Annotated in this window: 29 protein-coding genes and 1 tRNA gene; 18 read left to right on the forward strand and 12 right to left on the reverse strand. The window is 64.2% G+C overall.

Annotation, left to right across the window (positions count from 1 at the left end; translation table 11 throughout):
• Positions 1-29 precede the first annotated feature (29 nt).
• A complete protein-coding gene (locus tag IVA81_RS14980; protein WP_247319298.1) occupies positions 30-188 on the reverse strand; it encodes a hypothetical protein in 159 nt (52 codons plus the stop codon).
• 451 nt (positions 189-639) lie between these two features.
• Between IVA81_RS14980 and IVA81_RS14985 the strand changes: the two genes are divergently transcribed.
• The 4 genes from IVA81_RS14985 to IVA81_RS15000 all read left to right on the forward strand — a co-directional run bounded on the left by IVA81_RS14985 (position 640) and on the right by IVA81_RS15000 (position 3,074).
• On the forward strand, positions 640-984 hold the full coding sequence (locus tag IVA81_RS14985; protein WP_247319300.1) for a DUF1236 domain-containing protein: 345 nt from the start codon (positions 640-642) through the stop codon (positions 982-984).
• A 713-nt stretch (positions 985-1,697) separates the two neighbouring features.
• Positions 1,698-2,210: a hypothetical protein gene (locus IVA81_RS14990; protein WP_346659392.1), complete on the forward strand. Its 513-nt coding sequence runs from the start codon at positions 1,698-1,700 to the stop codon at positions 2,208-2,210.
• Positions 2,211-2,270: 60 nt separating this feature from the next.
• Positions 2,271-2,624, forward strand: coding sequence for a hypothetical protein (locus tag IVA81_RS14995; RefSeq protein WP_247319305.1), 354 nt, complete (start codon positions 2,271-2,273; stop codon positions 2,622-2,624).
• 21 nt (positions 2,625-2,645) lie between these two features.
• On the forward strand, positions 2,646-3,074 hold the full coding sequence (locus tag IVA81_RS15000) for a hypothetical protein (RefSeq protein ID WP_247319308.1): 429 nt from the start codon (positions 2,646-2,648) through the stop codon (positions 3,072-3,074).
• Positions 3,075-3,127: 53 nt separating this feature from the next.
• On the opposite strand, the gene IVA81_RS15005 is transcribed toward IVA81_RS15000, so the two are convergent.
• The 7 genes from IVA81_RS15005 to IVA81_RS15035 all read right to left on the reverse strand — a co-directional run bounded on the left by IVA81_RS15005 (position 3,128) and on the right by IVA81_RS15035 (position 10,876).
• Positions 3,128-3,586, reverse strand: a complete 459-nt coding sequence (locus IVA81_RS15005) for a hypothetical protein (RefSeq protein ID WP_247319311.1) — start codon at positions 3,584-3,586, stop codon at positions 3,128-3,130.
• 10 nt (positions 3,587-3,596) lie between these two features.
• The gene (locus IVA81_RS15010; protein ID WP_247319313.1) at positions 3,597-3,815 is read right to left on the reverse strand and encodes a hypothetical protein; all 219 of its coding nucleotides are present in this window, start codon (positions 3,813-3,815) and stop codon (positions 3,597-3,599) included.
• A gap of 109 nt (positions 3,816-3,924) precedes the next feature.
• Entirely contained in the window at positions 3,925-5,484 is a 1,560-nt protein-coding gene (locus tag IVA81_RS15015) for a hypothetical protein (RefSeq protein WP_247319315.1), read from the reverse strand.
• 85 nt (positions 5,485-5,569) lie between these two features.
• Positions 5,570-6,712 (reverse strand): cellulase family glycosylhydrolase, encoded by a 1,143-nt coding sequence (locus IVA81_RS15020; protein ID WP_247319318.1) that lies wholly within the window; start codon positions 6,710-6,712, stop codon positions 5,570-5,572.
• Between the two features lie 2 nt (positions 6,713-6,714).
• A complete protein-coding gene (locus IVA81_RS15025; protein WP_247319320.1) occupies positions 6,715-8,892 on the reverse strand; it encodes an exopolysaccharide transport family protein in 2,178 nt (725 codons plus the stop codon).
• Between the two features lie 261 nt (positions 8,893-9,153).
• Positions 9,154-10,197, reverse strand: a complete 1,044-nt coding sequence (locus IVA81_RS15030) for a zinc-binding dehydrogenase (protein WP_247319322.1) — start codon at positions 10,195-10,197, stop codon at positions 9,154-9,156.
• A gap of 13 nt (positions 10,198-10,210) precedes the next feature.
• Positions 10,211-10,876, reverse strand: a complete 666-nt coding sequence (locus IVA81_RS15035) for a class I SAM-dependent methyltransferase (protein ID WP_247319324.1) — start codon at positions 10,874-10,876, stop codon at positions 10,211-10,213.
• 232 nt (positions 10,877-11,108) lie between these two features.
• Between IVA81_RS15035 and IVA81_RS15040 the strand changes: the two genes are divergently transcribed.
• The 5 genes from IVA81_RS15040 (at position 11,109) to IVA81_RS15060 (ending at position 14,013) form a co-directional block, all read left to right on the forward strand.
• Positions 11,109-11,435: a hypothetical protein gene (locus IVA81_RS15040; protein WP_247319325.1), complete on the forward strand. Its 327-nt coding sequence runs from the start codon at positions 11,109-11,111 to the stop codon at positions 11,433-11,435.
• A gap of 273 nt (positions 11,436-11,708) precedes the next feature.
• The gene (locus tag IVA81_RS15045) at positions 11,709-12,191 is read left to right on the forward strand and encodes a GreA/GreB family elongation factor (RefSeq protein ID WP_247319327.1); all 483 of its coding nucleotides are present in this window, start codon (positions 11,709-11,711) and stop codon (positions 12,189-12,191) included.
• A 10-nt stretch (positions 12,192-12,201) separates the two neighbouring features.
• The gene (gene rnk, locus IVA81_RS15050) at positions 12,202-12,615 is read left to right on the forward strand and encodes a nucleoside diphosphate kinase regulator (RefSeq protein WP_247319330.1); all 414 of its coding nucleotides are present in this window, start codon (positions 12,202-12,204) and stop codon (positions 12,613-12,615) included.
• A 124-nt stretch (positions 12,616-12,739) separates the two neighbouring features.
• On the forward strand, positions 12,740-13,003 hold the full coding sequence (locus IVA81_RS15055) for a hypothetical protein (RefSeq protein ID WP_247319333.1): 264 nt from the start codon (positions 12,740-12,742) through the stop codon (positions 13,001-13,003).
• 218 nt (positions 13,004-13,221) lie between these two features.
• Complete coding sequence (locus IVA81_RS15060) at positions 13,222-14,013, forward strand: phytanoyl-CoA dioxygenase family protein (protein ID WP_247319337.1); 792 nt, start codon at positions 13,222-13,224, stop codon at positions 14,011-14,013.
• A gap of 201 nt (positions 14,014-14,214) precedes the next feature.
• Here IVA81_RS15060 and IVA81_RS15065 read toward each other — a convergent pair whose 3' ends face one another.
• From IVA81_RS15065 to IVA81_RS15080, 4 genes are all read right to left on the reverse strand, one after another.
• The gene (locus tag IVA81_RS15065; RefSeq protein ID WP_247319339.1) at positions 14,215-15,117 is read right to left on the reverse strand and encodes a hypothetical protein; all 903 of its coding nucleotides are present in this window, start codon (positions 15,115-15,117) and stop codon (positions 14,215-14,217) included.
• Between the two features lie 181 nt (positions 15,118-15,298).
• The gene (gene queD / locus IVA81_RS15070) at positions 15,299-15,655 is read right to left on the reverse strand and encodes a 6-carboxytetrahydropterin synthase QueD (protein WP_247319351.1); all 357 of its coding nucleotides are present in this window, start codon (positions 15,653-15,655) and stop codon (positions 15,299-15,301) included.
• A gap of 67 nt (positions 15,656-15,722) precedes the next feature.
• Positions 15,723-15,799 (reverse strand) — tRNA-Arg (locus IVA81_RS15075).
• A gap of 265 nt (positions 15,800-16,064) precedes the next feature.
• A complete protein-coding gene (locus tag IVA81_RS15080) occupies positions 16,065-17,507 on the reverse strand; it encodes a HAMP domain-containing sensor histidine kinase (RefSeq protein ID WP_247319596.1) in 1,443 nt (480 codons plus the stop codon).
• 421 nt (positions 17,508-17,928) lie between these two features.
• Here IVA81_RS15080 and rpmH point away from each other — a divergent pair, with 421 nt between their 5' ends.
• From rpmH to dapD, 9 genes are all read left to right on the forward strand, one after another.
• Complete coding sequence (gene rpmH, locus IVA81_RS15085; RefSeq protein ID WP_008542748.1) at positions 17,929-18,063, forward strand: 50S ribosomal protein L34; 135 nt, start codon at positions 17,929-17,931, stop codon at positions 18,061-18,063.
• 28 nt (positions 18,064-18,091) lie between these two features.
• On the forward strand, positions 18,092-18,478 hold the full coding sequence (rnpA, locus tag IVA81_RS15090) for a ribonuclease P protein component (protein ID WP_247319353.1): 387 nt from the start codon (positions 18,092-18,094) through the stop codon (positions 18,476-18,478).
• Positions 18,479-18,494: 16 nt separating this feature from the next.
• Positions 18,495-20,351 (forward strand): membrane protein insertase YidC, encoded by a 1,857-nt coding sequence (gene yidC, locus IVA81_RS15095; protein WP_247319365.1) that lies wholly within the window; start codon positions 18,495-18,497, stop codon positions 20,349-20,351.
• A gap of 154 nt (positions 20,352-20,505) precedes the next feature.
• A complete protein-coding gene (gene yihA, locus IVA81_RS15100; RefSeq protein ID WP_247319378.1) occupies positions 20,506-21,168 on the forward strand; it encodes a ribosome biogenesis GTP-binding protein YihA/YsxC in 663 nt (220 codons plus the stop codon).
• Positions 21,165-21,533 carry a DUF423 domain-containing protein gene (locus IVA81_RS15105; RefSeq protein WP_247319381.1) on the forward strand — a complete coding sequence of 123 codons (369 nt, stop codon included), beginning with the start codon at positions 21,165-21,167 and terminating at the stop codon, positions 21,531-21,533. Before yihA ends, IVA81_RS15105 begins: the two co-directional genes overlap by 4 nt.
• Before the next feature lie 204 nt (positions 21,534-21,737).
• The gene (argB, locus tag IVA81_RS15110; protein ID WP_028140832.1) at positions 21,738-22,625 is read left to right on the forward strand and encodes an acetylglutamate kinase; all 888 of its coding nucleotides are present in this window, start codon (positions 21,738-21,740) and stop codon (positions 22,623-22,625) included.
• A 194-nt stretch (positions 22,626-22,819) separates the two neighbouring features.
• On the forward strand, positions 22,820-23,806 hold the full coding sequence (locus IVA81_RS15115; RefSeq protein ID WP_247319598.1) for a DUF1036 domain-containing protein: 987 nt from the start codon (positions 22,820-22,822) through the stop codon (positions 23,804-23,806).
• A 14-nt stretch (positions 23,807-23,820) separates the two neighbouring features.
• Positions 23,821-24,510 carry a pyrimidine 5'-nucleotidase gene (locus IVA81_RS15120; RefSeq protein ID WP_247319384.1) on the forward strand — a complete coding sequence of 230 codons (690 nt, stop codon included), beginning with the start codon at positions 23,821-23,823 and terminating at the stop codon, positions 24,508-24,510.
• 202 nt (positions 24,511-24,712) lie between these two features.
• Positions 24,713-25,558 (forward strand): 2,3,4,5-tetrahydropyridine-2,6-dicarboxylate N-succinyltransferase, encoded by an 846-nt coding sequence (gene dapD / locus IVA81_RS15125; RefSeq protein WP_247319387.1) that lies wholly within the window; start codon positions 24,713-24,715, stop codon positions 25,556-25,558.
• Positions 25,559-25,748 lie beyond the last annotated feature (190 nt).

Genomic DNA, 25,748 nt, shown 5'->3' on the forward strand with positions numbered 1-25,748 from the left:
CGGTTCGATGATGGCGGGTTCGCGCGATCTCACAGCAAGGCGGCGTTGGCGGCCTGCCGGTAGATCATCGCGGCCACGAGGGACAGCAGCAGGCCCGCGCCCGCGAAAATCAGCAGCACCTTCAGAGTCTCGACGTCGAAATTGGTTCGTGTCGCGCGGGATATTGCCCTTGCCAGTGCAGCTATCATCGCCAGCTCCGAACTGGGCCGCGCGGTGGCGAGGCCTTGGTTCATCTAGCGTCATTGGGCACGATTGCGTGTGAAGGAGATTACATTGAGCTTGCGACCTGCATCGAAAGCGAGCTGCCGCAATCGACCGGGAATCGTGAACGCCGCCGCGCGTTCGTTGGTTTATCCGCACGAACTTCCAGGCCAGGCTGATTGCGGACCCAGTTTCTTCGTGACGGAAACTGCGGCCCGTTGCTTTCAGTGCATGTGGCCGATGAGATAGATGCCGCCGCCGAGGACGACGATTGCAGGCACGGCCCAGAGAATCAAGACAGGCATTTTCCTCTCCTCCAGTTGTATTGCGCCCCGGACAAGAACGGGAAATATCGGCAAACGTTCCGGCGGTTGGCGGAACGGTCAGCCTGATCGCGAGTTCATCGCAGCGCCGCATGCAGCGGCGAGGGAGAACGCGATGAAGAAGTTCATGCTGATTTCAGCCGCCGCCCTGCTCGTGTCAACGAGCGCGATGGCGCAGTCCACCGTCGTCACCACCACCGGTGCGGGCCATGGCGCTGCCGTGCAGATCGAGCCGGAGTCTCGCACCAGGATTCGGTCTTACGTCACCGAGCATAAGGTTCGTCCGGTCGAAACGCGCGAAAAGATCGTGATCGGCTCGCCGGTTCCGCGCGACGTCGAGCTCGCGACGGTGCCGAGCGATTGGGGCCCTTCGCTTACCAAGTATCGCTACGTCTATTCGGGCAGCCGCGTCATGCTGGTCGATCCCGAGACCCGCATGGTCGTCCAAGAGGTGGACTGATCGCATCGCATGGCGGGCTGTCGCCTGGCAGCCCGCCCCTGCAATTGCCCTTGGCTCGTCTATCGGTAGCGCCTGATGCCCATCATTCGATATTTTCTTTTTGCAGGCGCATTCGTCATAGCGCTACTCTTCGTACTCGATCGCAATCTGCCGCCGCTTGCGACGGCGTCTGCGGCCCCGGATGTCGATCGAACAATCATTCGAATCCGTTCCGCCCACGCCCTCCCTGAAAAGATCATCTTGCACACGTCGACCGGCATTGCCGCCGCGGCAGCCTCGCCCCTGATTGCCGCCGATGCGCCAAGCCATGCCGCGAGCGACGCGTTGGCAATGGCTGAAACACCGAAGGCCGAGACGAAAATTGCGCCTGCAACTCGACGCGGCGCGACGCGCGCAGCCGGTCGCCGCTCAAATCGCACAGCGCGCTCGGCGTCCTCGCGTCGACCGTTCGAGCGCCAGGTGATGGTCGGGGCATTCTGAGAGCTGCCGGCATCGCGTGATTGCGACGCAAGAGACGACAGGGCTTCGTGCAGATGAATACTGGATGAATGGATGCGATGTGCGCCCGCGCGTTGCGCGCGCGGAACTTCGCGGCAGCGTGAAGAGAACGCGTCAACGTGCCCGACCTAAGGAACGCTCGGGCGATTGCCAATTTATCCCGTGCCTGATCTGGCGCTTTTGTTTTGGAAACTAATGGAGGAACGGACATGAGGATCCTGAAGCTTTCTGCGGCTGCGGCCGCGCTGCTGGCCGGCACGGCGCTCGCCGTTGCGCAATCGAGCTCGACCGTCGGCACCGGCGGTTCTTCGGCCGGCGGCGGCACGAGCAACTCGACGGTCGGTACCGGCGGCTCCTCGGCTGGCGGCAGCGGCTCGGGCTCTGCCTCGACGCTCGGCACCGGCGGCTCGTCGGCGGGCGGCGGCACCAGCAGCTCGAGCGTGGGCACGGGCGGTTCGGCGGCCGGCAGCGGCTCGGGTAGCGGCTCGGCTTCGACACTCGGCACTGGTGGCTCATCCGCGGGCGGCGGCAAGAGCTCGTCTAGCGTCGGTACCGGCGGCTCTGCGGCAGGTTCGGGCTCCAACTCAGCATCGACGCTCGGCACGGGCGGCTCGTCAGCCGGTGACGGCAAGAGCGGCTCGACCGTCGGCGCGGCCGGCTCGTCAGCGGGTCATGCCAGCGACAGAGGCATGGAAAAAGGCAAGGGCCACCACAAGGACAAGAATTGATGCCTTGAACGAGGAGCGGCAGCGATGCCGCTCCTTCGTCTTTGTTGGAGGAGAACTCGCATGAACAGATCAATCATTGCGATCGCAGCGTTGGCCCTGATGGGTGGCGCTGCTCAGGCAGCAACCATGGAAAAGACCGGCAAGACGGCATCGGGCGAGACCTGCAAGGTCACGGTCGAAAAACACGCCGACGGCAGCATCACCGCTGCCGGCGCATCGCGTTCCGGCACGACCGGATCGACGTCGTCGAGCGGTTCGCTTTCGAGCTCGAGCTCGGCAGGCGGATCATCGGTGCATGTGCAGGCCGGCGGCGGCAACGTCTCGAGCTCCTCGTCGACAGCGGGCGGGCCTGGCTCCACCAGCGCCAGCACCATCACCGTCAACGGCTGCACGATCTCGACGTCGTCGCCCTGAATTCATAGAGAGGATTGAGACATGAGAACTCTACTCACGACCTCGGCGGTCGCGCTTCTGCTTGCTGCCGCCTCGCCAGTTGCCGCACAGACCAGCATCACCGGCGGAAGCGGCGGCTCGGGCGCAGCCGGCGGCACCTCCGCTTCCACGGTCGGTACGGGCGGCACATCCACCTCGGCGACGGGCAACACCGGCTCGTCGATCGCGGCCGGCGGAAGCGCCGCGGCCGCCAACGGCAAGGCCCGGACCGGCGTCAGCACGAACAAGGGTAACGGCCCGGTGTTGAATTCCAACGCCCGCGCGCAGGCCCATGAGGGCGGCACGTTTAGCCGCTCGCACACGCGCACCAAGGTCAAGGCCGGCGAAGAGGTCGGTTCGACCACCAAGACGATGTCGCATGTGCCGGGCTCGAAGCCGGCCATGTCGACCACGTCAACGACGGCGCGCTAATCCTGACGACCTGCTGCCCGGCTTACCCGGGCAGCTCTTCTCCGTGGTCCGGTTCAGCCGCCCCTCAGGCTGTGGCTGATCCGCGTGACAAGTCGATCCCATTGCCGCTTCTCGGCCGCCGGATAATTGACCAGCACGCAGTGCACATAGCCCCGCGAGAAGTTACAGCGGTCGTACCAGATTGTGCCGCGCTTGATGCTGGAAACCACGAAGAAATCGGACGCAATCCGCTTGTAGATGATCCCGGACGGGGGATTCTTCCTGGCCAGAAATTCAGCCGGCGAAAGACCCTGCCGGTTGGCAACAGCCTGGACGGTGAGATCGGCCCTGCCGTCGGACGTACGAAATTGCTGGCCGTAGCCGTCGGGTTTGCCGGCCATCTCCGTGAAAACCGAGACGGGAACGTCGACCGAGGTGCCTGACTCCGGAATCCGGTAGCTGGTCCAGCTGTCGGCCCGGGCAACGGACAAGGTGGCAGACAGCGCAATGACGGCAACAGTGATCGTCTTCATGCGGGCCTCATCATTTGCGCGGCGCCAGTTGCAGCTCCATCAGGGCGATCCGCTGCAAAGTCGCGACATCGCGCTCGCCTGCACCAGCCGTGCGCAGAATGGATTCGGCGAGGGCGTTGACGTGCGAAGAGTGCACGGGCTCCGGCAACGTGGCAACCGCAGCTTCTAGAGCGGTGGTCATGAGCTCGACCACCTCAGGGGAGAACTCGGTGTTGGAAAGGTTCTTCATGGCGTGCGTCGGCCTCTGCGGGCCGCTGTTCAACGCCGGGAAAAAATGGAAGTTCCTGGATGGGCGCGCGACCTGAGAGCCGCGTCGGGACCACTGGCGCTCCGCCAGCCTACGTCACGGGCTGGTACCGCGTCAGCTGCTCGAACTCGGCCTCCTCGCTGGCGACGGCCTGCATTCTCACATGGCTGCCGATGACCAGGCCAGTGAGCGAGAGCATGAGTCCGAGCGCCAGCGGCGCGAACAAGGCCTCTTCCTGAAACAATCCGTTGAGCAGCACGACCATGACGCCGAAGCCGGCGAGACCCTGCGTCAGATATCCTGACGACGCGTACAGGCGCCAGGCCTTGAGCGCCATCGCGAAATAGAAGGCAAGCGGCACGAAGGCGGCGATGCCCATCTGGTACAGCAGCACGCCGATCGCGCTTTCGACCGCGCCATCGATCGTTCCGGCCGCCTGCGCGGCACTCCAGTCGATGGAGAAATAGCTGTCCGACAGATTGCCGCCGACGCCGAGGCCCCGGCCGAACGGTCTCTCCACGAATCCGTTCAGGCCGCCCATGAGGCCGATGACGTGATAGTCGCCGATCTGTAAGCCGACGCGGATCGCCAGAACCGCAAAGGCGATCAGGCCGAGGAAGCCGAGCAGCAGCGTCACCACCGCGCCGAGCAGCCGGGTCGAGACCCAGGCCGCGACCACGAAGACCACGACGATGAGCGCTCCCTTCACGCTGCAAAACACCAGGAGCGGCAGCGCCGCAAGGGCCAGCAGCGGCCGTCCCACCGAGAACAGGAACAGGCCGAGAAAGCCGATCCCGTAGGCGAAGCTGATCGGGTGCATGTTCGGGCCGTGGATGCGCAGCATCTTCGACAGGCCGAACCCTTCGAGCAGGGGCGTGTTCAGGAAGTCGAAGCTGAAACGATCCTTGAGATCGACGGGCACGTTGCCGGTGGCCCTCATCTGGGCTTCCCAGACGCCTGAGTGTGTCGCCTTGAGCTCGTCGAAACCCCAGAACGCGTATCCGTTGGTGACGGCGAGCCAAAAATCGCGGAAGGCGAGCTCGACGTAGCCGCACACCATGAGGATGACCGCGAGCGTCACCAGGAAGGGCGTGATGCGCACCTCATAGGTCGCGGCTGTCAAAAGCGACAGCTGGAACAGGAACAGCGGCATCACGATATTGCGCAGATAAACCGCCGCAGGCTGTCCGTCCTGGATGAAGCCGATCGCGAAATACAGCGACACCACGGCCAGGGTGACGACGCCCCAGCGCATGATCCGGTTCACCTCAGCCGATTGATTCCTCTGGCCCAGCACGTAGAGGCCCAACGTCGCCAGCCACATGATGGAGCAGACGAGGAAATTGTAGCCCTTGATGAAGTCGAGATCGGACGGCAGCGGGACCAGCGGCGACAGGATCGAGACGAACAGATTCTGGAAGAACAGAACGAAGATCGCGATGGCGGGCGCGTAGGTCGGGACCGCCACGACGATGGCGATGCCGACGAGGACCACGACGGCAATGCCCAACGCCGGATTGGCGAGGTGAAGGACCGGCGCAAAGCCGATCGTCGCCACGGCGATGCAGAAGGTCAGGACCAGTTCGCGCCAGGCCGGCGGCGATGCCTCGGCCTGCACGGTCTGAACCTGAGGTGAGGACCCGGCGCTCATCAATCGTCCTTTGGCATCGCGCGGGGGGCACGATAGCGGGGCGATGTGTAAGGATTCGTTAACGATAGCGGAACGCGATGAGAGGTCAGCGCCGGCCGGGCCGGGTCGCGCCGCCGAGCAGCGCCCGCATCACGTCGGGATCGGGCTTGCCGGTGCTGCGGTCGACGAGGCCAAAACCCTGCGCCAGCTCCCAATGCGCCCAGCCCCAGCAATGGTCGCGGGCATAGGCAGTCACTTCCGCCAGCCAGCGCACCCGGCTCTGTCTGGGCGCGCCGGCTTTCAACACGCCGAATTCGTTGACGATGATCGGCCGCGCAAATTGCTGCTGCCATTGAAGCGCGGGCGCGAGCCAGCGATCGGCCCCCGGCCTGTCCTTGGCGGCGGCAATCGCAACGTCGAGCATGCCGAGCGCCTTGGTCGCGCCCCTCGCCTGCAAATCCTGGCGCATTGCCTGAACTTTGGGATCGCCGGCGTTGATCGGATAAGGCAGATCGATGATGTCGTGCAGCGGATCCTGTGCATCCCAATGGGCCTGATGGGTGAACACCATCGGATCATAGAAGTGGATGGCATAGACGATATCGGGATCCGGCAGGGGCCGGAACCGTGGCAGCGAGTCCGCGCGCTGCCAGTTGACCGGACCGACAACGAGGGTTGTCTTGGGAAGCAATCCGCGCACGAAGGCGGCGAGCGCCTCGACCTGGGCTTGCCATTTGTCGGCGTCGATATCGGGCTCGTTGAGCAGCTCGGCGAAGATGCGATCGGCCGGATAGGAGCGTATGACCTCTGCAAGTCCGCTCCAGGCCTCCTGCATCTGCCCCAGCGCCGCGTCCGGATCCTCCTTGTGCAGGCGATTGAAGCGCTCGCCGGGATGAAGATCGACCGACGTGGAATAGCCGAGCGCGGTGAGCTGCTTCAGCGCCTGGTCGAGCACGCGCAGCGTCTCGTCGCGCTCAGCCTTCGCTGCGAAACGAGGCATCAGGCGCTCTGCCGGCACCGGAAGGCGGACATGGCTCATTCCCGCCTTGCGCAGCTGCTGCAGCAATTCGCGGCTCGGGGCCGCGCCATTGATCCAGCCGTCGGCATTGAAGCCGCGGGACAGCGCGGCAAGCCGGTTCGGCGCGACGGTCTGCGGCAAAGGCACACAATCGTTGGCGAAGACGGGAGGGCCGAACAAGATCGACAGGAGCATCGCCGCGGCCAGCAGACGACGGCGCGACGCTGTCATCGTCAAACCGCAAGGCCCAATGCGCCACCCTCGGGGTGCGGCGCTTGCGAGCCTGCAGGTGCATGATTGACGACGAGACCGGTCGGCAAAGCGTCATACCTCGACAGCGCCGCGGTCACCCTGCGCATCGCCGCCGAACCGAGCTCGCCGGCGCGCGCCACCAGGACGATGAGATCCGCATGCGCCGCCAGCGCGATGGCGTCGGGCTGCAGGGCGAGATTTCCGGCATGGACGATGATCAGGTCGAACTCCGAGCGAATATCGTCCTCGGGACTCGCATCGGCCTTTCGGCCGGCACTCAGGAGCTCGTCGATCGACTGCAGTCCCGCCGTGGTCGAGCCGTCATTCCATTCGGTCACCGGAGGCTGGTGACCTGCAAATTCCGGCTGCAGCCGGATCAATACGCTCATCATGCCACGGTTCACGGCGGCGCGATTGAGGGAGCGCGCAACGGTGTTACCGCCGGCACTCTTGCCGACCGACAACACGAGGGCGACCTTGCAACCGCGCACCGGGACGCGATCGATCCGCTCGAGCAGCGGCCGCAGATGGGCACCGAGATCGAGCTCGGCCGAGGCGGCGATCGGTCTTTGCCAGACGGTGTTGGTGTTGGCTCCAGACGAAAGATCGGGGATGCGGGCCCAGACAGGAAGGCGCGGCATCGCCTCCGGCCGGCCCACGGCAGCGGCCGGAGGTTGGACTTGAGGCTGAACTTGAACCTGGACTTGGGGCTGAGCTTGCCGACCCTGCGTGTTCTCCACCGCGGCATGCACGGGAGCTTCGATGGGCGCAGACTGGTCGGACATGCTCGCCACAACCGCAATTGCAGCGGTCGACGTCAGCAGCGAGCCGATCGCCAGCGCCGCCAGCAGCAGAGCGAGCGGCGGACGCGTCGAACGCAGCGGCGGAATGGCGGGCGAAGCGATCTTGGTTTGGGACGCCTGCAGCTGACGCTGCTCGTTGGTGGTCTTGAACCGCGACAGGAACTGCTCGTAGATGTTCCTGTTGGCGTCGGCGTCGCGCTGCAGCTCCTGCAGCTTCACCAGCGCCTGCCCGTCGACCAGCATCTGCGTCTCGACCGCCTTGAGCTGCTTTTCCAGCGCGTTCTGCTGCTCCAGCTGCGCTTCATATTCCGACTTGGCCGTGTCGATGTTCTTCTTCCGCTCGACCTCGATCTGACGGTTGATATCGGCCAGCTGGCTGTAGGAGATCGCGAGGTCGGGATGGCGCTCGCCGTACACCGCCTTCTTCTGCGCGATCTGGTCATTCAGGGTCGAGCGCTGCGCCCGCAGCATGCTCAGCAGGTCCTGCTTCACCGGCCCTTCGACATTGGCCTTGAGATCGCGCTGCACCTGCTCGTAGCGCGCCTTGGCTTCCTCGGTGCGCAGACGTGCGGCGGAGACCTGCTGATTGAGATCAGTCACCCGCAATTGCTGTGTGGTCGAATCCTTGCCGGCATTGAGAATCTTGTGCTCGAGCCTGAAGGCGGCGACGGCGTCTTCCGAGGCGCGCAGGCGCTCGTTCAACGTCTTCAGCCGGTCCTTGAGCCAGTCGGCGGCCTCGTCCGTGGCCTCGGTGCGGACGCGGCCCTGGCTGGCGACGAACGCCTCGGCGATGGCGTTGGCATAGTAAGCGGCCCGCTCGGGGCGGTTCGAGGTGAAGGAAACCGCAATGACGTAGGTGAGCCCGCGGCGCGTGATCTCGAGGCGGCTGCGGAATTTTTCGAGCAGGCGCGTCATGTCGGTATGACCACCCGATATATCATCGTCATCAGCAATCTTGAGCTGCTCGATCAGGGGGCGGAGAAAGCCGTCCGATTTGGCGATCTCGATCTGGCTCTGAAGCGCCGCGGCGTCCTGGCCGATGCCCGGCAAAACGTCCTGCTCCGTGGTGACACGCAGCTCCCGGGGATCGAGCACGACCAGGGCCGTCGCGGCATACCGGACCGGCAGAAACATGAGAACGACGACGCCGAGGGCGAACAGCGCCAGTGCCAGCGTCAGAATGCGCCGACCGTTCTCGCGCAGGAAAGAGAGTGCTCCGGAAACCGTCAGCGATCCCTTGATCAGCGCCGGCGCGGCACCATCGGGTTTCGTCCGCGCAGCCCGCGGCGCTTCCCACGAAGCCGCTGGCTCCGTCGGGGCGATGCTTCGCGGAGATGGGCGGCTACCGAACGCCATGGGCTCGACTCGAAATCAACTGACAGTCACAGTTCAGAGGCTTGCGACACCGTAAATATCCATGGTTAACCGGCGGTTACGGCCGGCGCGCGAAGCCGTCATGACGTGCGGCCTGGCCACGCCGGCAACAGCGGCGCAATCGCAGATGCCGAAAGGCCTGCGAACGGCCCCGTTCAGGCTGAAAAGAACGGCTTGGATGGTCTGCGCGCCGGACTTGCGGCGCCGGCGGCCTCGACCAGGCTTGCGACCTCGTCGCCGCGCTCAGCTGATGTTCAGCAGAATTCGTCCCGAGGTGCCGCTGCGCATCAAGTCCAGTGCGTCGTTGACGTCGTCGAGCGCGAACTCGTGGGTCACGATCCCGCGGTAGCTCACCTTGCCGGCATCGCTCAGCCGAACGAGACGCGGGATATCGCGCGCCGGCTGGCATTGCCCGCCTTCCGAGCCCTTCAGCACCTTCTCGAAGTGGAGCGGCAGCGTGTAGATTTCGGCCTTCTCGCGGGGAACGCCGACGAGGATGCAGCGGCCCTTCTTCGCAGTGATCTCGTAGGCGAGCTCGATCAGATTCTTGACGCCGGTGGTCTCGACGACCTTGTCGGGTCCCTCAGTGCCTGTGATGGACCGAACCTCAGCAGCCACATCCTTGATCGCTTCGGAGTTGATGGTGTGGGTGGCGCCGAACTGCCTCGCCATTTCAAGCTTGTTGTCGAGGCGGTCGATCGCAATGACGGGATAGGCGCCGACCATCGCGGCAAATTGCACGATGTTCAATCCAACGCCGCCGACGCCGAACACGACGACGGCCTCGCCGATGGCGATTTGCGCATCGTTATTGACGACACCGAGCGCGGTCGTCACCGCGCAGCCGAGCAGCGGCGCGCTGGTGCGGTCGATCGAGGCCGGAACGGGCGTGACGCGATTCTCGGACACCACGGCATAGTCGTTGAAGGTGGTGACCCAGCCCGCATTGAGGCGCTTGCCGCGCCAGGAATAGACCGGGGTATTGGACTGGATGCCCTTGCCCGGGCGCCAATGCATGACGACGGTGTCGCCCTGCTTGCAGGAGACGACGCCGGGTCCGGTCTCGACGATCGTTGCCAGCGCTTCGTGCCCCAAGAGGTGCGGCAGGAACTTGTCGACGCCTTTGACGGCGTCGATCTCGTTGATCTGCGCGCCGCAGATGCTCGAGGTGTGCACGTGCGCTAGCACCTGGCCGTGCTCGAGCGCATCCGGCAAGGTGAACTCGTCGACGATCAGCGGCTTGCCCGATTCGACGAGAATGGCCGCCTTGGCAGTCTTGATGTCCATGAGGAGCGCCCGATCACTCGAAATAGATGAATTCGTAATCGCCGGTGTAGCCGAGCTTGCCGTACAGCCAGATCCATTCCGACGTGTGCAGGATGGACTCCGCCGTCAGCGCCCAGCATTCGAGGTTGTGCAGCTCGGCGACGTTCCGGTAGCCCTCGACCATGACGTATTTGTTCTTGCCGACCCGCTCGACCTGCTTGAGCGCCGCATCGAGTTCATACAGCCGGAGATTGTGCAGAGTGCCGAGCGAGATGACGAGATCGAAACTGTCGTCGCCATAGGGATAGATGTCCTGGGCACGATAGTTGAAAAGGTACGGCTTCACCTGCTCGTGCGCATTTTCGAGACCATGCTTGGAGATGTCGAAGCCGACGACCTTCAAGCCCGGCAGGATCTTCTGCATTTCGTAGAGCAGAAAGCCTTTGCCGCAGCCGACATCGAGCACGCTGGACCCATCCTTCAGACCATAGGTCTCGATCAGCGCCTTGGCGACCGGCGCCCAGCGCCCTTCGATGAAGCGGTAGCCGCCATAGCCGAAGCGGCGGTCACCGTCCCAATAATCGGCCTCGTATTCCCGCGCCTTCAGCGAGCAGCCGATCTTGTCGTCGTTCATGCGGCCCATGTAGTCGCGCTTGGTCGCCGTATGCAGTGGCGTCACGATATTCAGGAGTCGTCCCATTGAGCCCTCGGGTTCCAGCACGCGCTGCGATTCTCGCGACTGGCTGGCCCAGAGCGCGACTTGCGAATCGCTTTAGCATTTGTGGTCAAGATCATCATTGCTGCAGATCAATGATCCGGAATCGTGCGACGGCGCCGTCGACGGTCGGCACAAATTCTGTCACCGGCAGTGACACCGAGACGCATGGAACGGGAATGCGAGGCACAGCGTTCGCCTCGCAGGGAGTCCTGCCATGCCGACCAAGCCGACCATCGCCCGCATCTGGCGCGGCCGTACCCGCCGCGATCTCGCCGACGCCTACCAGGCCTATCTGCAGTCCGAAGGCATTCCGCCGCTATTGAAGACCGCGCTCGGGGTACAGCAATTGCGCGAGGACCGCGATGATGAGACGTGGTTCACGACCATCTCCTATTGGGCTGATATCGCGGCCATGACGGCCTTCACCAAGAGCGAGCCGACCAAGGTCCATCATCTCGCGCGCGACGCGGAATTCCTGATCGAGCTGCCGCAGCGCATCGAGATCCACCGCATTCTGATCGACGAGCAGGGGCTGCGGTGAAAGGCTGAGCCGCGAAATCTGAAGCTCGCATCGCCGCCAAATTGCGGCTTGTTGCGAAGATCCAATGCTCGCGGCTGTGCGGTTTCGTCGCAATGTTACCAGCGGAATGAAACACTATAGTCAGAGTGTCATGGCATATGTCGTCGACATAGATGCGCGCACCGCGCGTTTCAGTCTTCACGCCGGCCGCCTCCAAGCAGGCGGTTAGCCGGACGGCGTTCGCGCCGTCCGGGCTCTTTTCCAGCTTTCGTGATCTCCACCCGAGAGGTCGTATTGAAGCAGAAGGAGTGTGCCGTGCTGCCTCTTCCAAAAATCGCGCTCACCGCATCGGACTATCCGCGGCTTGAACAGCTTGCCCGCCGTGCCGCGCAGAAAGGCGACCTGGACGGGATCTTCCTCATAAGTGAGATCAACCGCGCCGACATCGTGCCCGACGAGGGCGACGATCTCCGTTCGCTCGTGACCGTGGGATCATGGGTCACATGTTGCACCAATTGGGGCGTTCCGCGTCGCACCGTGCAATTGGTCTGGCCCGAGGAGTGCTGGTCGAATCCCGACAGCCTTTCAGTCCTGACACCTTTGGGTGTCGCTTTGATCGGACTGCAGGTCGGCGATCAGATGCCATACTTCGTCGCCGGCTGTCTGAACGTCGTCAGGGTTCAGATCATAACCCAATCAAGTCCAAAGGTCGTCCCTCTCTTCCGGGCGCCCCGAGGCACGCCGTTCGATGACGACCCCGGACCCACTGCCGCGTAGGAGAATTCAAATGCGCAACTTCGAAACCAGGAGTCGGCGAGAACAGCCGGCGCTGCCGCCGATCAAGATCACGGAAGACGAGTCGCGGCGCCTCAGCTCGCTGGCAAATTCAACCATGGAACTATTTCCGCGTGTCGCCCAGTTTCTGGCCCGGGAACTGGAACGTGCGACGGTCACGGAAGAGAACGACTTGCGCGGCGTGATCAGGATGGGGTCGAAAGTGACCTATCGCGATGACGAAACGGGTGCGAGCCGGGAGATCGTGCTGGTCTATCCACACGAGGCGAACATTGAGCTCAGCCGGATCTCGATCCTGACGCCTGTCGGAGCGGCGCTGATCGGCCTCTCGGTGGGACAGCGGATCGAATTCGAGACGCCCGACACGCGCACCAGGGGGCTGACCGTTCTCGCCGTCTCCGAATGAGGGCTTACGGCACGCCCGGCGGCAAGCGAATTCAGGAGAGCCACGCAAAGGTCGGCGTCGTGACAGGAACGTCTCCTCTCTCTTCGCAATTGACTCTCGTCAGGCAACGACAGCGAGAACCGTCATGAAAAACATCAGTGCCGGCCAGATCGCCCTGTTGGTCGCTCTCGGAGCCATGCTGATCCTCACCGGCGTCTGGGCTGTCTCGGTCTGGGGAGCCAGCAGCGGGGTCGAAATGGGCAAGCATGGCTGGATCGCGCTTGGTCTCGGAAGCTTCTTCTCGCTGCTCATCGGTTGCGGGCTGATGGCCTTGATGTTCTTCAGTAGCCGCAGCGGTCACGATGATGTCGCCGATCCCTTCCGCCGGCGGGACGGCGAGGACAGATAGCTGCACCTTCGCCTTGCATCCTTACGAACAGTTCATTTTCTGCGACCCGCCCAGCGCGTCTTGATTCCCGGGTCCGCCGCAGTATACGTTCCCACCATGATGTTCATGTCCACATTCTTTCCGCTGATCTGAACGGCTGAAGTCGTCACGGCGCATCCGCGCCAATCAGATCAAACCGGCTGCGACGCTTGATGCGGTAGCCGCACGGAGAATGTGCAATGCCCCAGACCGAACAGGCTGGCCTGACGCCTCGTCAGGTCCAGAGCTTCATCGACGACGGTTTCGTCAAGATCGAGAACGCCTTCAGCACCGACCTTGCAAAGCAATGCAGGGACGAGCTGTGGGCGGACATTGGTCTTTCGCCAGACGAACCCGAGAACTGGACTCGACCCGTTGTCCGGGTGGGATTCAAGGCTTCGCCCTCTTTCATTGACGCCGCGAACGCGCCGCCCCTGCACAAGGTTTACGATCAACTCGTCGGCGAAGGGCGCTGGCTTGCGCCCACGGCCCTCGGAACCTTTCCGATCCGCTTCCCATCAACGGAATTGCCTGGTGATGACGGCTGGCATGTGGACATGAGCTTTGGCACCACCAATGCGGATTTCATGGAATGGCGCGTCAATGTGAAAAGCAGCGGGCGTGCGTTGCTAATGCTCTTCCTGTTCTCGGATGTCGGCGCCGATGATGCGCCGACGCAGATCCGGAAAGGCTCGCATGCCACCATCGCGCGGAAGCTGCTGCACTATGGCGAGGCCGGCGCGACGCTCCGGCAACTCTCTGCCGAGGACTATGCGTCGACCAGAGATTGCGAGATCGAACTGGCGACCGGTGCGGCAGGTAGCGTCTATCTGTGCCACCCGTTCCTTGTTCATGCCGCGCAACCCCACCGAGGGAAACGGCCGCGCTTCATGGCACAGCCTCCGCTGCTGCCGAAGGGCGAGTTTAATCCCGCGTTGCCAGCTTCGCCGGTTCAGATCGCGATCCGGCGGGCTTGTGGGCTGACGGTGTAGTTGGACGACATCCGGGACCGCTCAGCGGTCCCGGATGTTTAGCCGGGCTCGCCCCGCTTATTGCACCTCGATGTTCGCATTCTTGATCAGCTTGCGCCGGCGTTCCTCCTCCTGCGCGACATAGCAGGACTCGGCGACGTAACCGGGCACCCCGACCTCGACGACAGCAGGCAATTGCGCAAACGCCGCCGACCGCTCCGGTTACAGCTTTCCATAGACCCGCCCCGCGACCGCCTTCAGGCGCTCGACCGAGCCGGACTCCGGATGCGGCTTGACCGGCGCGAACAGGATCGTAGCCTGCCTGCCGTTCTTCCAGACATAGATGGTGACGGCGTTGCCGTTGCCCTTGGTGCAGGAATGCTCGCCGAACGCTTCGCCGCCGAGCTCGGGTATGGCCACATGCTTACAGGGACCTGCGCGTTTCATCATGCCGATGGCGGTGTCGCGCGAGGTCGCGATCACCGCGACGGTCATGGTGTTGGCCTCGCGATCGAACATCATGCAGCTGCCCGCGCCGGTCCGCTGCACCGTCAGCGTGCTCTTGTCGAGAAAGCCGTCGGCATCCGCGGCCGTAAGCCACTCGCAATTGCCGAACCGTTCGCTGCTCTTGTTCACGTTGGCGATGGCAATTCGCGTGGCTTCGGTGAGCGGTCCGAGCAGCGCATCGTCGGCACGCCGGCCGATCGGATAGACGGTGATCTGCAGAATGTAGTCGCCGGACAAGGCGACGACGGAGGCTTCCTGGCGCTCTGCGCCGGCGGCGCTCGTTCCGCGCTGGCCTTCGTCGCCGATCCCGGACACTGCGTTGAGCGGCATGCGCTCGCCTAGCGTCTTGACGAAGGTCGCGTACAATTCCCTGGCGCGATCCTTGTCGGGATTGCGGAAGACGGTTAACATCATCGTGTCGCCGCGCCCGGCCTGGTAGATGCAGCCGCGGCCGTCCTGATTTGAAATCAGCGACCATTTGAGCGCCGGCATCGCGCTGGCGAGCTCCTTGGCGCTGATGAACGGGCAGGTGTCGGCCGCGCGCGCGGGAAGCACCGGGGCGGCTGAAATTGCAAGGAATAGAACGAGGCAGGAGAACAGACGATCGATGGTACGCATCGGACGAGCTTACTATCGAAATGGCGCGCCCGGAACGATTCGAACGTCTGCCCCACAGATTCGTAGCCTGAACGCTCTAATCCAGCTGAGCTAAGGGCGCGTTTTCGCAAACGGCGATTGCGGGCATGGCCTGAGACGCCGGCTTCGTGAGGCCCGGGCCGGGTCAGCGCAGGGTCGCGCGTCACCGCCCCTGATATTCGGCCCAGCACTCCGCCGTTTCGTAGACGCGAACCGCCGAAATTTGCCGCAGGCTCGACGCCAGCCGATCCCATATCCAGATCGCAATGTTCTCGGCCGTCGGGTTCTCGAGCCCCTCGACGTCGTTCAAGCATCTGTGGTCCAACGCGCCGACGATATCGGCGAAGCTCGACTCGAGATCGAAAAAGTCCACGACGAAGCCCGTGCGGGGGTCGACCGGTCCGTCGAGCTGAACCTCTACTCTGTAGGAATGACCATGCAGCCGGCTGCATCGGTGCGTCTCGGGCACCTTGGGCAGCCGATGCGCCGCCTCGAATTTGAATGCCTGTGATATCTTCATCTGGTTCCCGACGGCGCGCGGCCGATCCGCGATCTCGGATGCCGGGTTGCTACCCGGCGTCAAAGAATGGCGCGCCCGGAACGATTCGAACGTCCGACCCTCAGATTCGTAGTCTGATGCTCTATCCAGCTGAGCTACGGGCGCGTGTTTCGCAAACAACGCGGGGGTGGCCCGCGACGCAGCCCCCGGCAAAGCCGGAGGGGGTGCGAAAGAGCGCTCTGACTAACCGCTCTTGTCCCGATTGGCAAGGTCCGGGATGGGGAGATTTTGCAGGCAGATGACGATCTCCACCCGATCATTCCGGGGCTCGCGAAGCCAGAAGGGCGGAATCTCGTGCCGAAACCTCCGGATTCCGGGTTCGGCGCTTTGCACCGCCCCGGAATGACGGAAAAGCTCGGCCGCTGGCCGACTACGCCCGCGCCCGCTCGTTGCGGATGGAGAGCAGTTCCACGGGGCGGTCGGGGATGACGATGCGGAAGGTGGCGCCGAGGGTGCCTTCGACCAGGTGAATGTCGCCGCCATGGGCGCGGACCAGCTCGGCGGCGATGGCGAGGCCAAGGCCGCTGCCGCCGGGGCGGCCGGAGGTCTGGAACGCCTCGAACAGGTGATCCCGGGTCTTCTGGGGCACGCCGGGGCCGGTGTCGGAAACTTCGATGATCGCGACGGCGCCCTCGCGTTTTCCGGTGATCCGGATCTGCTGCGGGCCACCCTCGCCGGAGGAATGACTCTCCAATGCCTGGGCCGCGTTGCGGACGAGGTTAAGCAGCACCCGGAACAACTGATCGGGATCGGCATCGATCGCCAGCCCGCGCTCGATCGCAGCGACCCAGGCGATCGAGGCGTCGGAGGCGAGGCCCGCGGTCTCACGCACCTCCAGCACCACAGGCTCGATCAGGATCATGCGGCGGTCCGGCGCGGCCTCCTGGGCGCGGCCGTAGGACAGCGTCGACTGGCAGAAGGCGATGGCGCGCTCGAGCGAGCGCACCAGCTTGGGCGCAAAGCGCTGCACCCGCGGATCCGGCACGCTGGCGAGCTGATCGGACAGAAGCTGGGCCGAGGCCAGCAGATTGCGCAAATCGTGATTGATCTTGGACACAGCGAGGCCAAGGGCGGCAAGCCGGCTCTTTTGATTCAGCATCGACATCAAATCGCGCTGCATGTCCGACAATTCGCGCTCGGCGACCCCGATCTCGTCGCTACGCTGGCTCGGCACGATGATGCCCGCGGAGCTTTCGGGGTTCTCGTGGAAGCCGACCAGGCTCGCGGTCAGCCGCCGCATCGGGCGCACAAAGAGATAATGAAGCGCGAGATAGACCAGCCCCGCGGTCAGCGCCGCGATGATCAGCGCGACCACCACGAGGTTGCGGGAGAAACGATACATCTGCTGCCGCAGCGGCAGCTCGTCGGTCACGATCTCGATGAACTGGGCATTGCCAACGCCGGGCCCGACGATCCGGATGGCCTGGTTGCCGGTCTCCAGCATCATTCGGAACGAGCCAGTGATCGCCTCCCAGGCGGTCATGTCGCGCAGGTCGAGGTCATGCTCGATCGCGGCCGGAATGTTGTCGCTGGCGAGCAGCCGGCGCTGCTGGCCCATCTTGATGGCGACGGCGCGGGCATTGATGCTTTTCAGGATCTGGCGCGACAGCGAATCGGGAACCATGCCGAGCGGCGCCGCATCCAGCACCAACGCCGCGGTGTTGGCCGCCGCGACGCGGTCGTTCAGCCGGTTGACCCAGAAGTTGGCAATGGCGGGCACGTAGAGCAGGATGGCCGCGATCATCACCAGGGGAATGGTGAGCAGCAGCAGCTTGCCTGACAGCCCAAGCCCGCGCGTCCCGCGGGGACGCATCGCCGGCGGGTCCGGCTGATCCTGATCCTGGATCGGCTGGAGGTCTGTCGCTGCCACGAAATTCGCCCTCGCTGCCTTTGGCGGGTGAAGGATTGGCGGTGTGAAGATGCGGCCCGACCCCGGTCGGGTCAAATTACGGATCGCTAATCTGCCGGGGTAGGATGTAAGCGCTGATATCGCGAGTCGCTACCTCAAGAGTTAAAAACCCCGAGCAAACAGCGATATTCACCGGAAACGTGCGCTTGTGCGGCGTTGACGAAAACAAGGCGCTCGCTTATAAGCCGCGCAAATTGTCCGCGATGACCCGGTGCGACACCGGGAGCGGCTCTCTTGGGGCCGGAAACGGTCCGTTTTGGGCCGCATCTTCCGGACTTTACCATCAATTCTACAGGCAAATTGCCCGGTCAGCGGAGAAAAACCCGTGAAGCGGACTTATCAACCCAGCAAACTGGTGCGCAAGCGCCGTCACGGCTTCCGTGCCCGTCTCGCCACTGCCGGCGGTCGCAAGGTTCTCGCCGCCCGCCGCGCTCGCGGCCGCAAGCGTCTGAGCGCCTGAGCCGGACCCCCTTTTCCGGGATTTCATCATGGATCGGCTGAGGCAGCGGGCGGATTTCCTCGCCGTTGCCAATGGCGCGCGGGTGAATAGTCCCGCGTTCGTCCTGCAAAGCCGCCCCCGCGATGACGGCGGCCCGGTCCGGGTCGGCTTCACCGTGACTAAAAAGAACGGCAACGCCCCCGCGCGCAATCGCATCCGGCGCCGGCTTCGCGAACTGGTGAAGCGGCTCGATCCGGTGTCGATGCAGCCCCATCATGATTATGTGCTGGTCGGCCGAAGGGACGCGCTCTCGCGCGACTTCACGACCATGCTCGACGATCTGCGCATAGCGTTCACGAAGCCCGCGCGGCATACGCACAAAGTGCGCGGCCAAAGGCCAGGCCACGCCGCAGCGACCAGCCGCAAACCGGATTGATGACGAGACAATAGTGATGACCGACAATCGCAATACCATCCTCGCCGTCATTCTCTCCGGCCTGGTGCTGATCGCCTGGCAGTATTTCTACAATGTGCCGGCGATGGAGAAGCAGCGCGCCCAGCAGCAGACCCAGGCCGAGCTCCAGAAGGGCACGCCGCAGCCGACCGCATCGGCGACGCCGGGCAGCGCGCCGCACCCGGGCAACGCGACTCAGCCGGCAACGCCGGGCGCGAACCAGCAGGCTCAGCCGGTCGTTGCGCGCGATGCCGCGATCGCCGCCAGCCCGCGCGTGAAGATCGACACGCCGCGGATCGCCGGCAGCATCTCCTTGAAGGGCGGCCGCATCGACGACCTCGCGCTGGTGCAATTCCGCGAAACGGTCGACCCGAAGTCACCGCCGATCATCCTCTATTCGCCCTCGGGCACCGCTGAACCCTATTACGCCGAGTTCGGCTGGGTTGCGGCGACGGGCGTGACGGCGAAGATGCCGGACACGCAGACCGTCTGGCAGCAGGAGGGCAGCGGCGGCCTGACGCCGACGACGCCGGTAGTGCTGAAATGGGAAAATGGCGACGGCCTCACCTTCCGCCGCACCATTGCAGTCGACGACCATTATCTCTTCACCATCAAGGATGAGGTGAGCAATGTCGGCAATGCGCCTGTCACGCTCTATCCGTTCGCGCTGATCTCGCGCCACGGCGCGCCCCAGGTCTCCGGCTACTACATTCTGCATGAAGGCCTGATCGGCTATCTTGGCGATCAAGGCTTGCAGGAATACGCCTACAAGAAGGTCGACGAATCCAAGCAGGTGAACTTCAACAACGTCACCAACGGATGGCTCGGTATCACCGACAAGTACTGGGCCTCGGCACTGCTGCCCGACACCGGTGCGCGGCTGCAGGCGAGGTTTTCGTCCAACCCGGTCGGCAACGTCCACACCTACCAGACCGACTACCTGCTCGATCCCGTCACCGTCGCGATCGGCGGCTCCGCGACCGCAAATGCGCGCCTGTTCGCCGGCGCCAAGGAAGCCGGCGTGGTCGGAATTAATTTTCCGCTCGCAGGTCACGGCGGCTACAACAAGGAGCTCGGCCTCAACCATTTCGATCTGTTGATCGACTGGGGCTGGTTCTACTTCATCACCAAGCCGATGTTCCTCGGCCTCGACTTCTTCTTCCGCTTCTTCGGCAATTTCGGCATCTCGATCCTGCTGGTGACCGTGATCGTGAAGCTGTTGTTCTTCCCGCTGGCGAACAAGTCCTACGCTTCGATGGCGAAGATGAAGTCGATTCAGCCGCAGCTGCAGGCGCTCAAGGAGCGCTATCCCGACGACAAGGTGAAGCAGCAGCAGGAGATGATGGAGATCTACCGCAAGGAGAAGATCAATCCGGTTGCCGGCTGTCTTCCCGTGGTGATCCAGATCCCGGTGTTCTTCTCGCTCTACAAGGTGCTGTTCGTCACCATCGAGATGCGGCACGCGCCGTTCTACGGCTGGATCAAGGACCTCTCCGCGCCGGACCCGACCAATCTGTTCAACCTGTTCGGGCTGATCCCGTTCGATCCGACCACGATCCCGGTGTTCGGCCATTACCTCGCGCTCGGCATCTGGCCGATCATCATGGGCATCACGATGTGGTTCCAGATGAAGCTGAACCCGACGCCGCCGGATCCGACGCAGCAGATCATCTTTAACTGGATGCCGCTGATCTTCACCTTCATGTTGGCGGGCTTCCCGGCGGGCCTCGTGATCTACTGGGCCTGGAACAACACGCTCTCGGTTCTGCAACAGAGCTACATCATGCGCCGCAACGGCGTGAAAGTGGAGCTGTTCGACAATCTCAAGGCGACGTTCGCGAGGAAGGCGACGTAGCTTCGCACGAGCGTGCCCGATTATGCGGGCGCAAATGCCTCCACATCGTCATGCCCGGGCTTGTCCCGGGCATCCACGTTTTGGAAGCTCGCCCAGTAACAAGACGTGGATGGCCGGGACGAGCCCGGCCATGACGAGAGGATAGACCGGTCGGATGAACGAGAAGACCGACGACAAAGATGCGAAGCTGATCGAGGCCGGGCGAAAGCTGTTCGCCCGCGACTGGCAGTTCATCTGGGCCTCGCCCTCGGTCCAGACGCTGCCGCCGATGGCGGGGCTGGAGGTCGCCTTTGCCGGACGCTCCAATGTCGGCAAGTCGAGCCTGATCAACGCGCTCACCGGCCGCAACGCGCTCGCGCGCACCTCGCATACGCCCGGCCGCACCCAGGAGCTGATCTTCTTCGAGGTCCCAGGGAAGACCGACCTGCGCCTCGTCGACATGCCCGGCTACGGCTATGCCAAGGCGCCCAAGAGCCAGGTCGCGTCCTGGACCGAGTTGATCCACAAATTCCTGCTGGGACGCGCCTCACTCGCGCGCGTCTACGTGCTGATCGACGCGCGGCATGGCATCAAGGACGTCGACCTCGAAGTCCTGAAGACGCTCGACCGCTCCGCGGTCAGCTATCAGATCGTGCTGACCAAGGCCGACCAGGTGAAGGCCTCCGAGCTGCAATTGCGCATCGCCGAAACGGAGGCCGCGCTGGCCAAGCATCCCGCCGCGTTTCCGAACGTGCTCGCGACATCGTCACGCAGCTCGACCGGCATGGAGAGCTTGCGCGCCGCGATGGCGAAGCTGCTGGAGGAGCGGGCCTCGTGACGGCCGCGCACCGCCTGCTGATCGGGCTTGCCGGTTTGATGGGCGCCGCCGGCGTCGCACTGGCGGCCGCCTCGGCGCATGGCAGCGATGCGAGCCGGCTCGCCTCGGCCAGCGCGATGCTGCTGTTTCATGCAACTGCCATACTTGCGACCGTCGCCCTGCTCGCGCGCGGCCTTCTGCATGGCGGAATTGGCCTCGTTGGCGCATTCGGCCTAGCGATCGGCGCCGCGCTGTTCGCGGGCGACCTCAGCTTGCGGCAATATGCCGGGCACTCGCTGTTTCCCTATGCGGCGCCGACGGGTGGGACGGTGATGATCGCGGCTTGGCTGGCGGTGAGTGTGGCGGCGGTGGTGGCGTGGAAGTGACGCTCGTGTCCCGGACGCGGTGCGGCACGCAGTGACGCTCCGCAGAGCCGGGACCCAGCAACATGGGCCCCGGCTCTGCAGCGCACCGCTGAAGAAGCGCTGCGCTGCGTCCGGGGCACGAGACCGCATGCCAGCCACACTTTGCGCTGCCCCCGCCAATCGGATAGAACGCAGCCGCGTTAGACCCGCCAGCGAGATCGCCTCATGACCGACATCTCCCCGCTCGACCAGGCCCGCATCCTGTCGGAAGCGCTGCCGCACATGCAGCAGTATGACGAGGAAACCATCGTCATCAAATATGGCGGCCATGCCATGGGCGACGAGGAGACCGCCAAGAACTTCGCCCGCGACATCGTGCTCCTGGAGCAGACCGCGATCAATCCGGTGGTCGTGCATGGCGGCGGGCCCCAGATCGCAACCATGCTCAAGCGCCTCGGCATCGTCTCGGAATTCGCCGCCGGCCTGCGCATCACCGATGCCGCCACCATCGAGATCGTCGAGATGGTGCTCGCCGGCTCCGTCAACAAGCAGATCGTCGGCTATATCAACGAGGCCGGCGGCAAGGCCGTCGGGCTGTCGGGCAAGGACGGCAACATGGTGAAGGCGTCGAAGACGACGCGCACCATCATCGATCCGGGCTCGAACATCGAGAAGGCGATCGATCTCGGCTTCGTCGGCGATCCCGAGAAGGTCGACCTCACGCTGCTCAACCAGCTGATCGGCTACGAGCTGATCCCGGTGCTGGCGCCGCTCGCGACCTCGAAGGAAGGCCAGACGCTGAACGTCAACGCCGACACCTTTGCAGGGGCCGTCGCCGGCGCGCTGAAGGCCAAGCGCCTGTTGCTGCTGACCGACGTGCCGGGCGTGCTCGACAAGTCGAAGAAGCTGATTCCACAATTGTCGGTGAAGGACGCGCGAAAACTGATCGCCGACGGCACCATCTCCGGCGGCATGATCCCGAAGGTCGAGACCTGCATCTACGCGCTGGAGCAGGGCGTCGAGGGCGTCGTCATCATCGACGGCAAGATGCAGCATGCGGTGCTGCTCGAGCTCTTCACCAACCAGGGCACGGGCACGCTGATCCACAAGTGAGAGACAACGAGACGAGAGACGCCGTCATGGCCGGGCTTGTCCCGCCTGCGCGGCCGAAGCCGCTTCGGCGCGGCGAAGGCCCGGCCATCGACGATATTTCGACCGGAGCCAAGAACGTGGATGCCCGGGACAAGCCCGGGCATGACGAGCGGAGAGTTCAGCGCCCGCGCCGCTCTCCCCTCACCCGCGTCCTGATGACGCTGCCGGCGGCCGTCGTCTCGTTCTTCTTCTCCTCCGCCCCGGCTTTCGCCGACCTCAAGATCTGCAACCGCATGTCCTATGTCGTCGAAGCCGCGATCGGCATCGACGACAAGGCGGCGACCGCGACGCGGGGCTGGTTCAGGATCGATCCCGCCACCTGCCGCGTGGTGGTGCAGGGCACCCTGACCGCCGACCGCATCCTGCTCCACGCCCGCGCGCTCGGCGTCTATGGCGCCTCCCCGATCCCGCAGAACGGCCGCGACATGCTGTGCATAGCGCAGGACAATTTCGTCATTGCGGCAGCACGGCAGTGCCGCAGCGGCCAGACGCAAGTCGCGTTCACGCAAGTGACGCCGACGCAGGCAACGGACGGCAACCTCACGGCCTATCTCGCCGAGGATTCCGAATATGACGACGAGCAGGCCCGCCTCGCCGGCATCCAGCGCCTGCTGGTGATCGCAGGCTACGACGCCGCGCCGATCGATGGCGTCGACGGGCCGAAGACGCAAGGCGCGCTGGCCGCGTTCCTGAAAAGCCGCGGATTGTCGTCGGACATCGTGGGCTCGCAAAACTTCTTCAAGACCATGGTCGATGCGGTGCAGACGCCGTCTGCGACCGGCCTCACCTGGTGCAACGACACGCCGCACAAGGTAATGGCGGCGATCGCGACCGACGACGGCAAGTCCGTGACCAGCCGCGGCTGGTATCGCATCGACCCCAGGACGTGCCTGCACCCCGATGTGACCGGCCAGCCCAAACAGATTTTCAGCTTCGCGGAAGCCGTCGATGGCGACAACCGCGCCGTCAAGCTGAAGGACAGGCCGCTGAACTGGGGCGGCGACAGGCAGCTCTGCACGCGCGAGACCAAATTCGAGACCGTTGAGCAGACCGATTGCGGCGCGCGCGGATTCGCGGCAACGGGATTCGGCGCGGTGGACATGTCGAGCGGCGGCAAGACGCTGCGCTTTGCGGTGCCGTGATCGAGAGGGTTTTGATGACTTCACCCCGCACCTTCGACCACGTCGACACCTGGGTGTTCGACCTCGACAACACGCTCTATCCGCATCACGTCAATCTGTGGCAGCAGGTGGATGCGCGGATCGGGGAGTTCGTCTGCAACTGGCTGAACGTCGGCCCGGAGGAAGCGCGGGCTATTCAGAAGGACTATTACCGCCGCTTCGGCACCACGATGCGCGGCATGATGACCCTGCATGGCGTTTCCGCCGACGACTATCTCGCCTACGTCCACAAGATCGACCATTCGCCGCTGGAGCCGAACCCGGCGCTCGGCGCAGCCATCGCAAAGCTGCCGGGGCGCAAGTTGATCCTGACCAACGGCTCGGTCGACCATGTCGATGCGGTACTGGCGCGTCTCGGCTTCGCCAGCCATTTCGACGGCGTGTTCGACATCATCGCCGCCGAATTCGAGCCGAAGCCGGCGGAGCAGACGTATCGGAAATTCCTCTCCGACCACGCGGTCGATCCGGCCAAAGCCGCCATGTTCGAGGACCTCGCCCGCAACCTCACCGTCCCGCATCAGCTCGGCATGACCACCGTGCTGGTGGTGCCGGATGGGACGAAGGAGGTGGTGCGCGAGGATTGGGAACTGGAGGGCCGGGACGCGGCCCATGTCGACCACGTCACGGATGATCTGAGCGGGTTTTTGGACAGGTTGGCGCGGTGAAGCGGTAGCCCGGATGGAGCGCAGCGAAATCCGGGGCCTCGCGCCGCGGCAAGACTTTCCCGGATTGCGCTTCGCTCCATCCGGGCTACGGGGGGCGCTCCACTTGTCCGGGACGACGGTGGAGTATGCCTTGACTCTGCCCCTCCAAATCCCGAAAAAGCGCGCCAATCCGTCAAAATTCCCCTTCCCAGAGGAAATCCCGATGTCCCTTGCAGCCCTTGAATCCACCATCAACAGCGCCTTCGACGCGCGTGACGGCATCTCGACCTCGACCAAGGGCGAGGTGCGCGAGGCCGTGGACCAGTCGTTGGATATCCTGGACAAGGGCGAGGCGCGCGTTGCCGTGCGCGGCGCTGACGGCAAGTGGAAGGTCAACCAATGGCTGAAGAAGGCCGTGCTGCTGTCGTTCCGCCTCAACGACATGGGTGTCATCCCCGGCGGATCCGGCAAGGCGACCTGGTGGGACAAGGTGCCGTCGAAGTTCGAAGGCTGGGGCGAGAACCGTTTTCGCGATGCGGGTTTCCGGGCCGTCCCCGGCTCCATCGTGCGCCGCTCGGCCTTCATCGCCAAGAACGTCGTGCTGATGCCGTCCTTCGTCAATCTCGGCGCCTATGTCGATGAGAGCACCATGGTCGACACCTGGGCGACCGTCGGCTCCTGCGCCCAGATCGGCAAGCGCGTGCACATCTCGGGCGGCGCCGGCATCGGCGGCGTGCTCGAGCCGCTGCAGGCCGAGCCCGTCATCATCGAGGACGATTGTTTCATCGGCGCGCGTAGCGAGGTCGCCGAAGGCGTGATCGTGCGCAAGGGCGCGGTGCTGGCGATGGGCGTGTTTCTGGGCGCCTCGACCAAGATCGTCGACCGCGAGACCGGCGAGGTCTTCATGGGCGAAGTGCCGGAGTATTCCGTCGTGGTGCCCGGCGCGCTGCCCGGCAAGCCGATGAAGAACGGCCAGATCGGCCCCAGCACCGCCTGCGCCGTCATCGTCAAGCGCGTCGACGAGCGCACGCGGTCCAAGACCAGCATCAACGAGCTGCTGCGGGATTGATCGGGGCGACAAGCGCCAATCTCTCACCGTCACCCTGACCTTCGGCGGCCCTCGAAGGGCGACGGCCCGGCTGCATCTGGGCCGTGCATCCTTCGAGGCTCCTCGTGGGACGCGTTGCGTCCCACGCCTCGCGCCTCAGGATGACGGGTCTGGTAGCTTAGTCGAACCCTCGCCCCATCCATCGCGACCA

Origin of the sequence: Bradyrhizobium sp. 141 (assembly GCF_023074055.1) — a bacterium.
Taxonomy (GTDB): Bacteria; Pseudomonadota; Alphaproteobacteria; order Rhizobiales; family Xanthobacteraceae; genus Bradyrhizobium.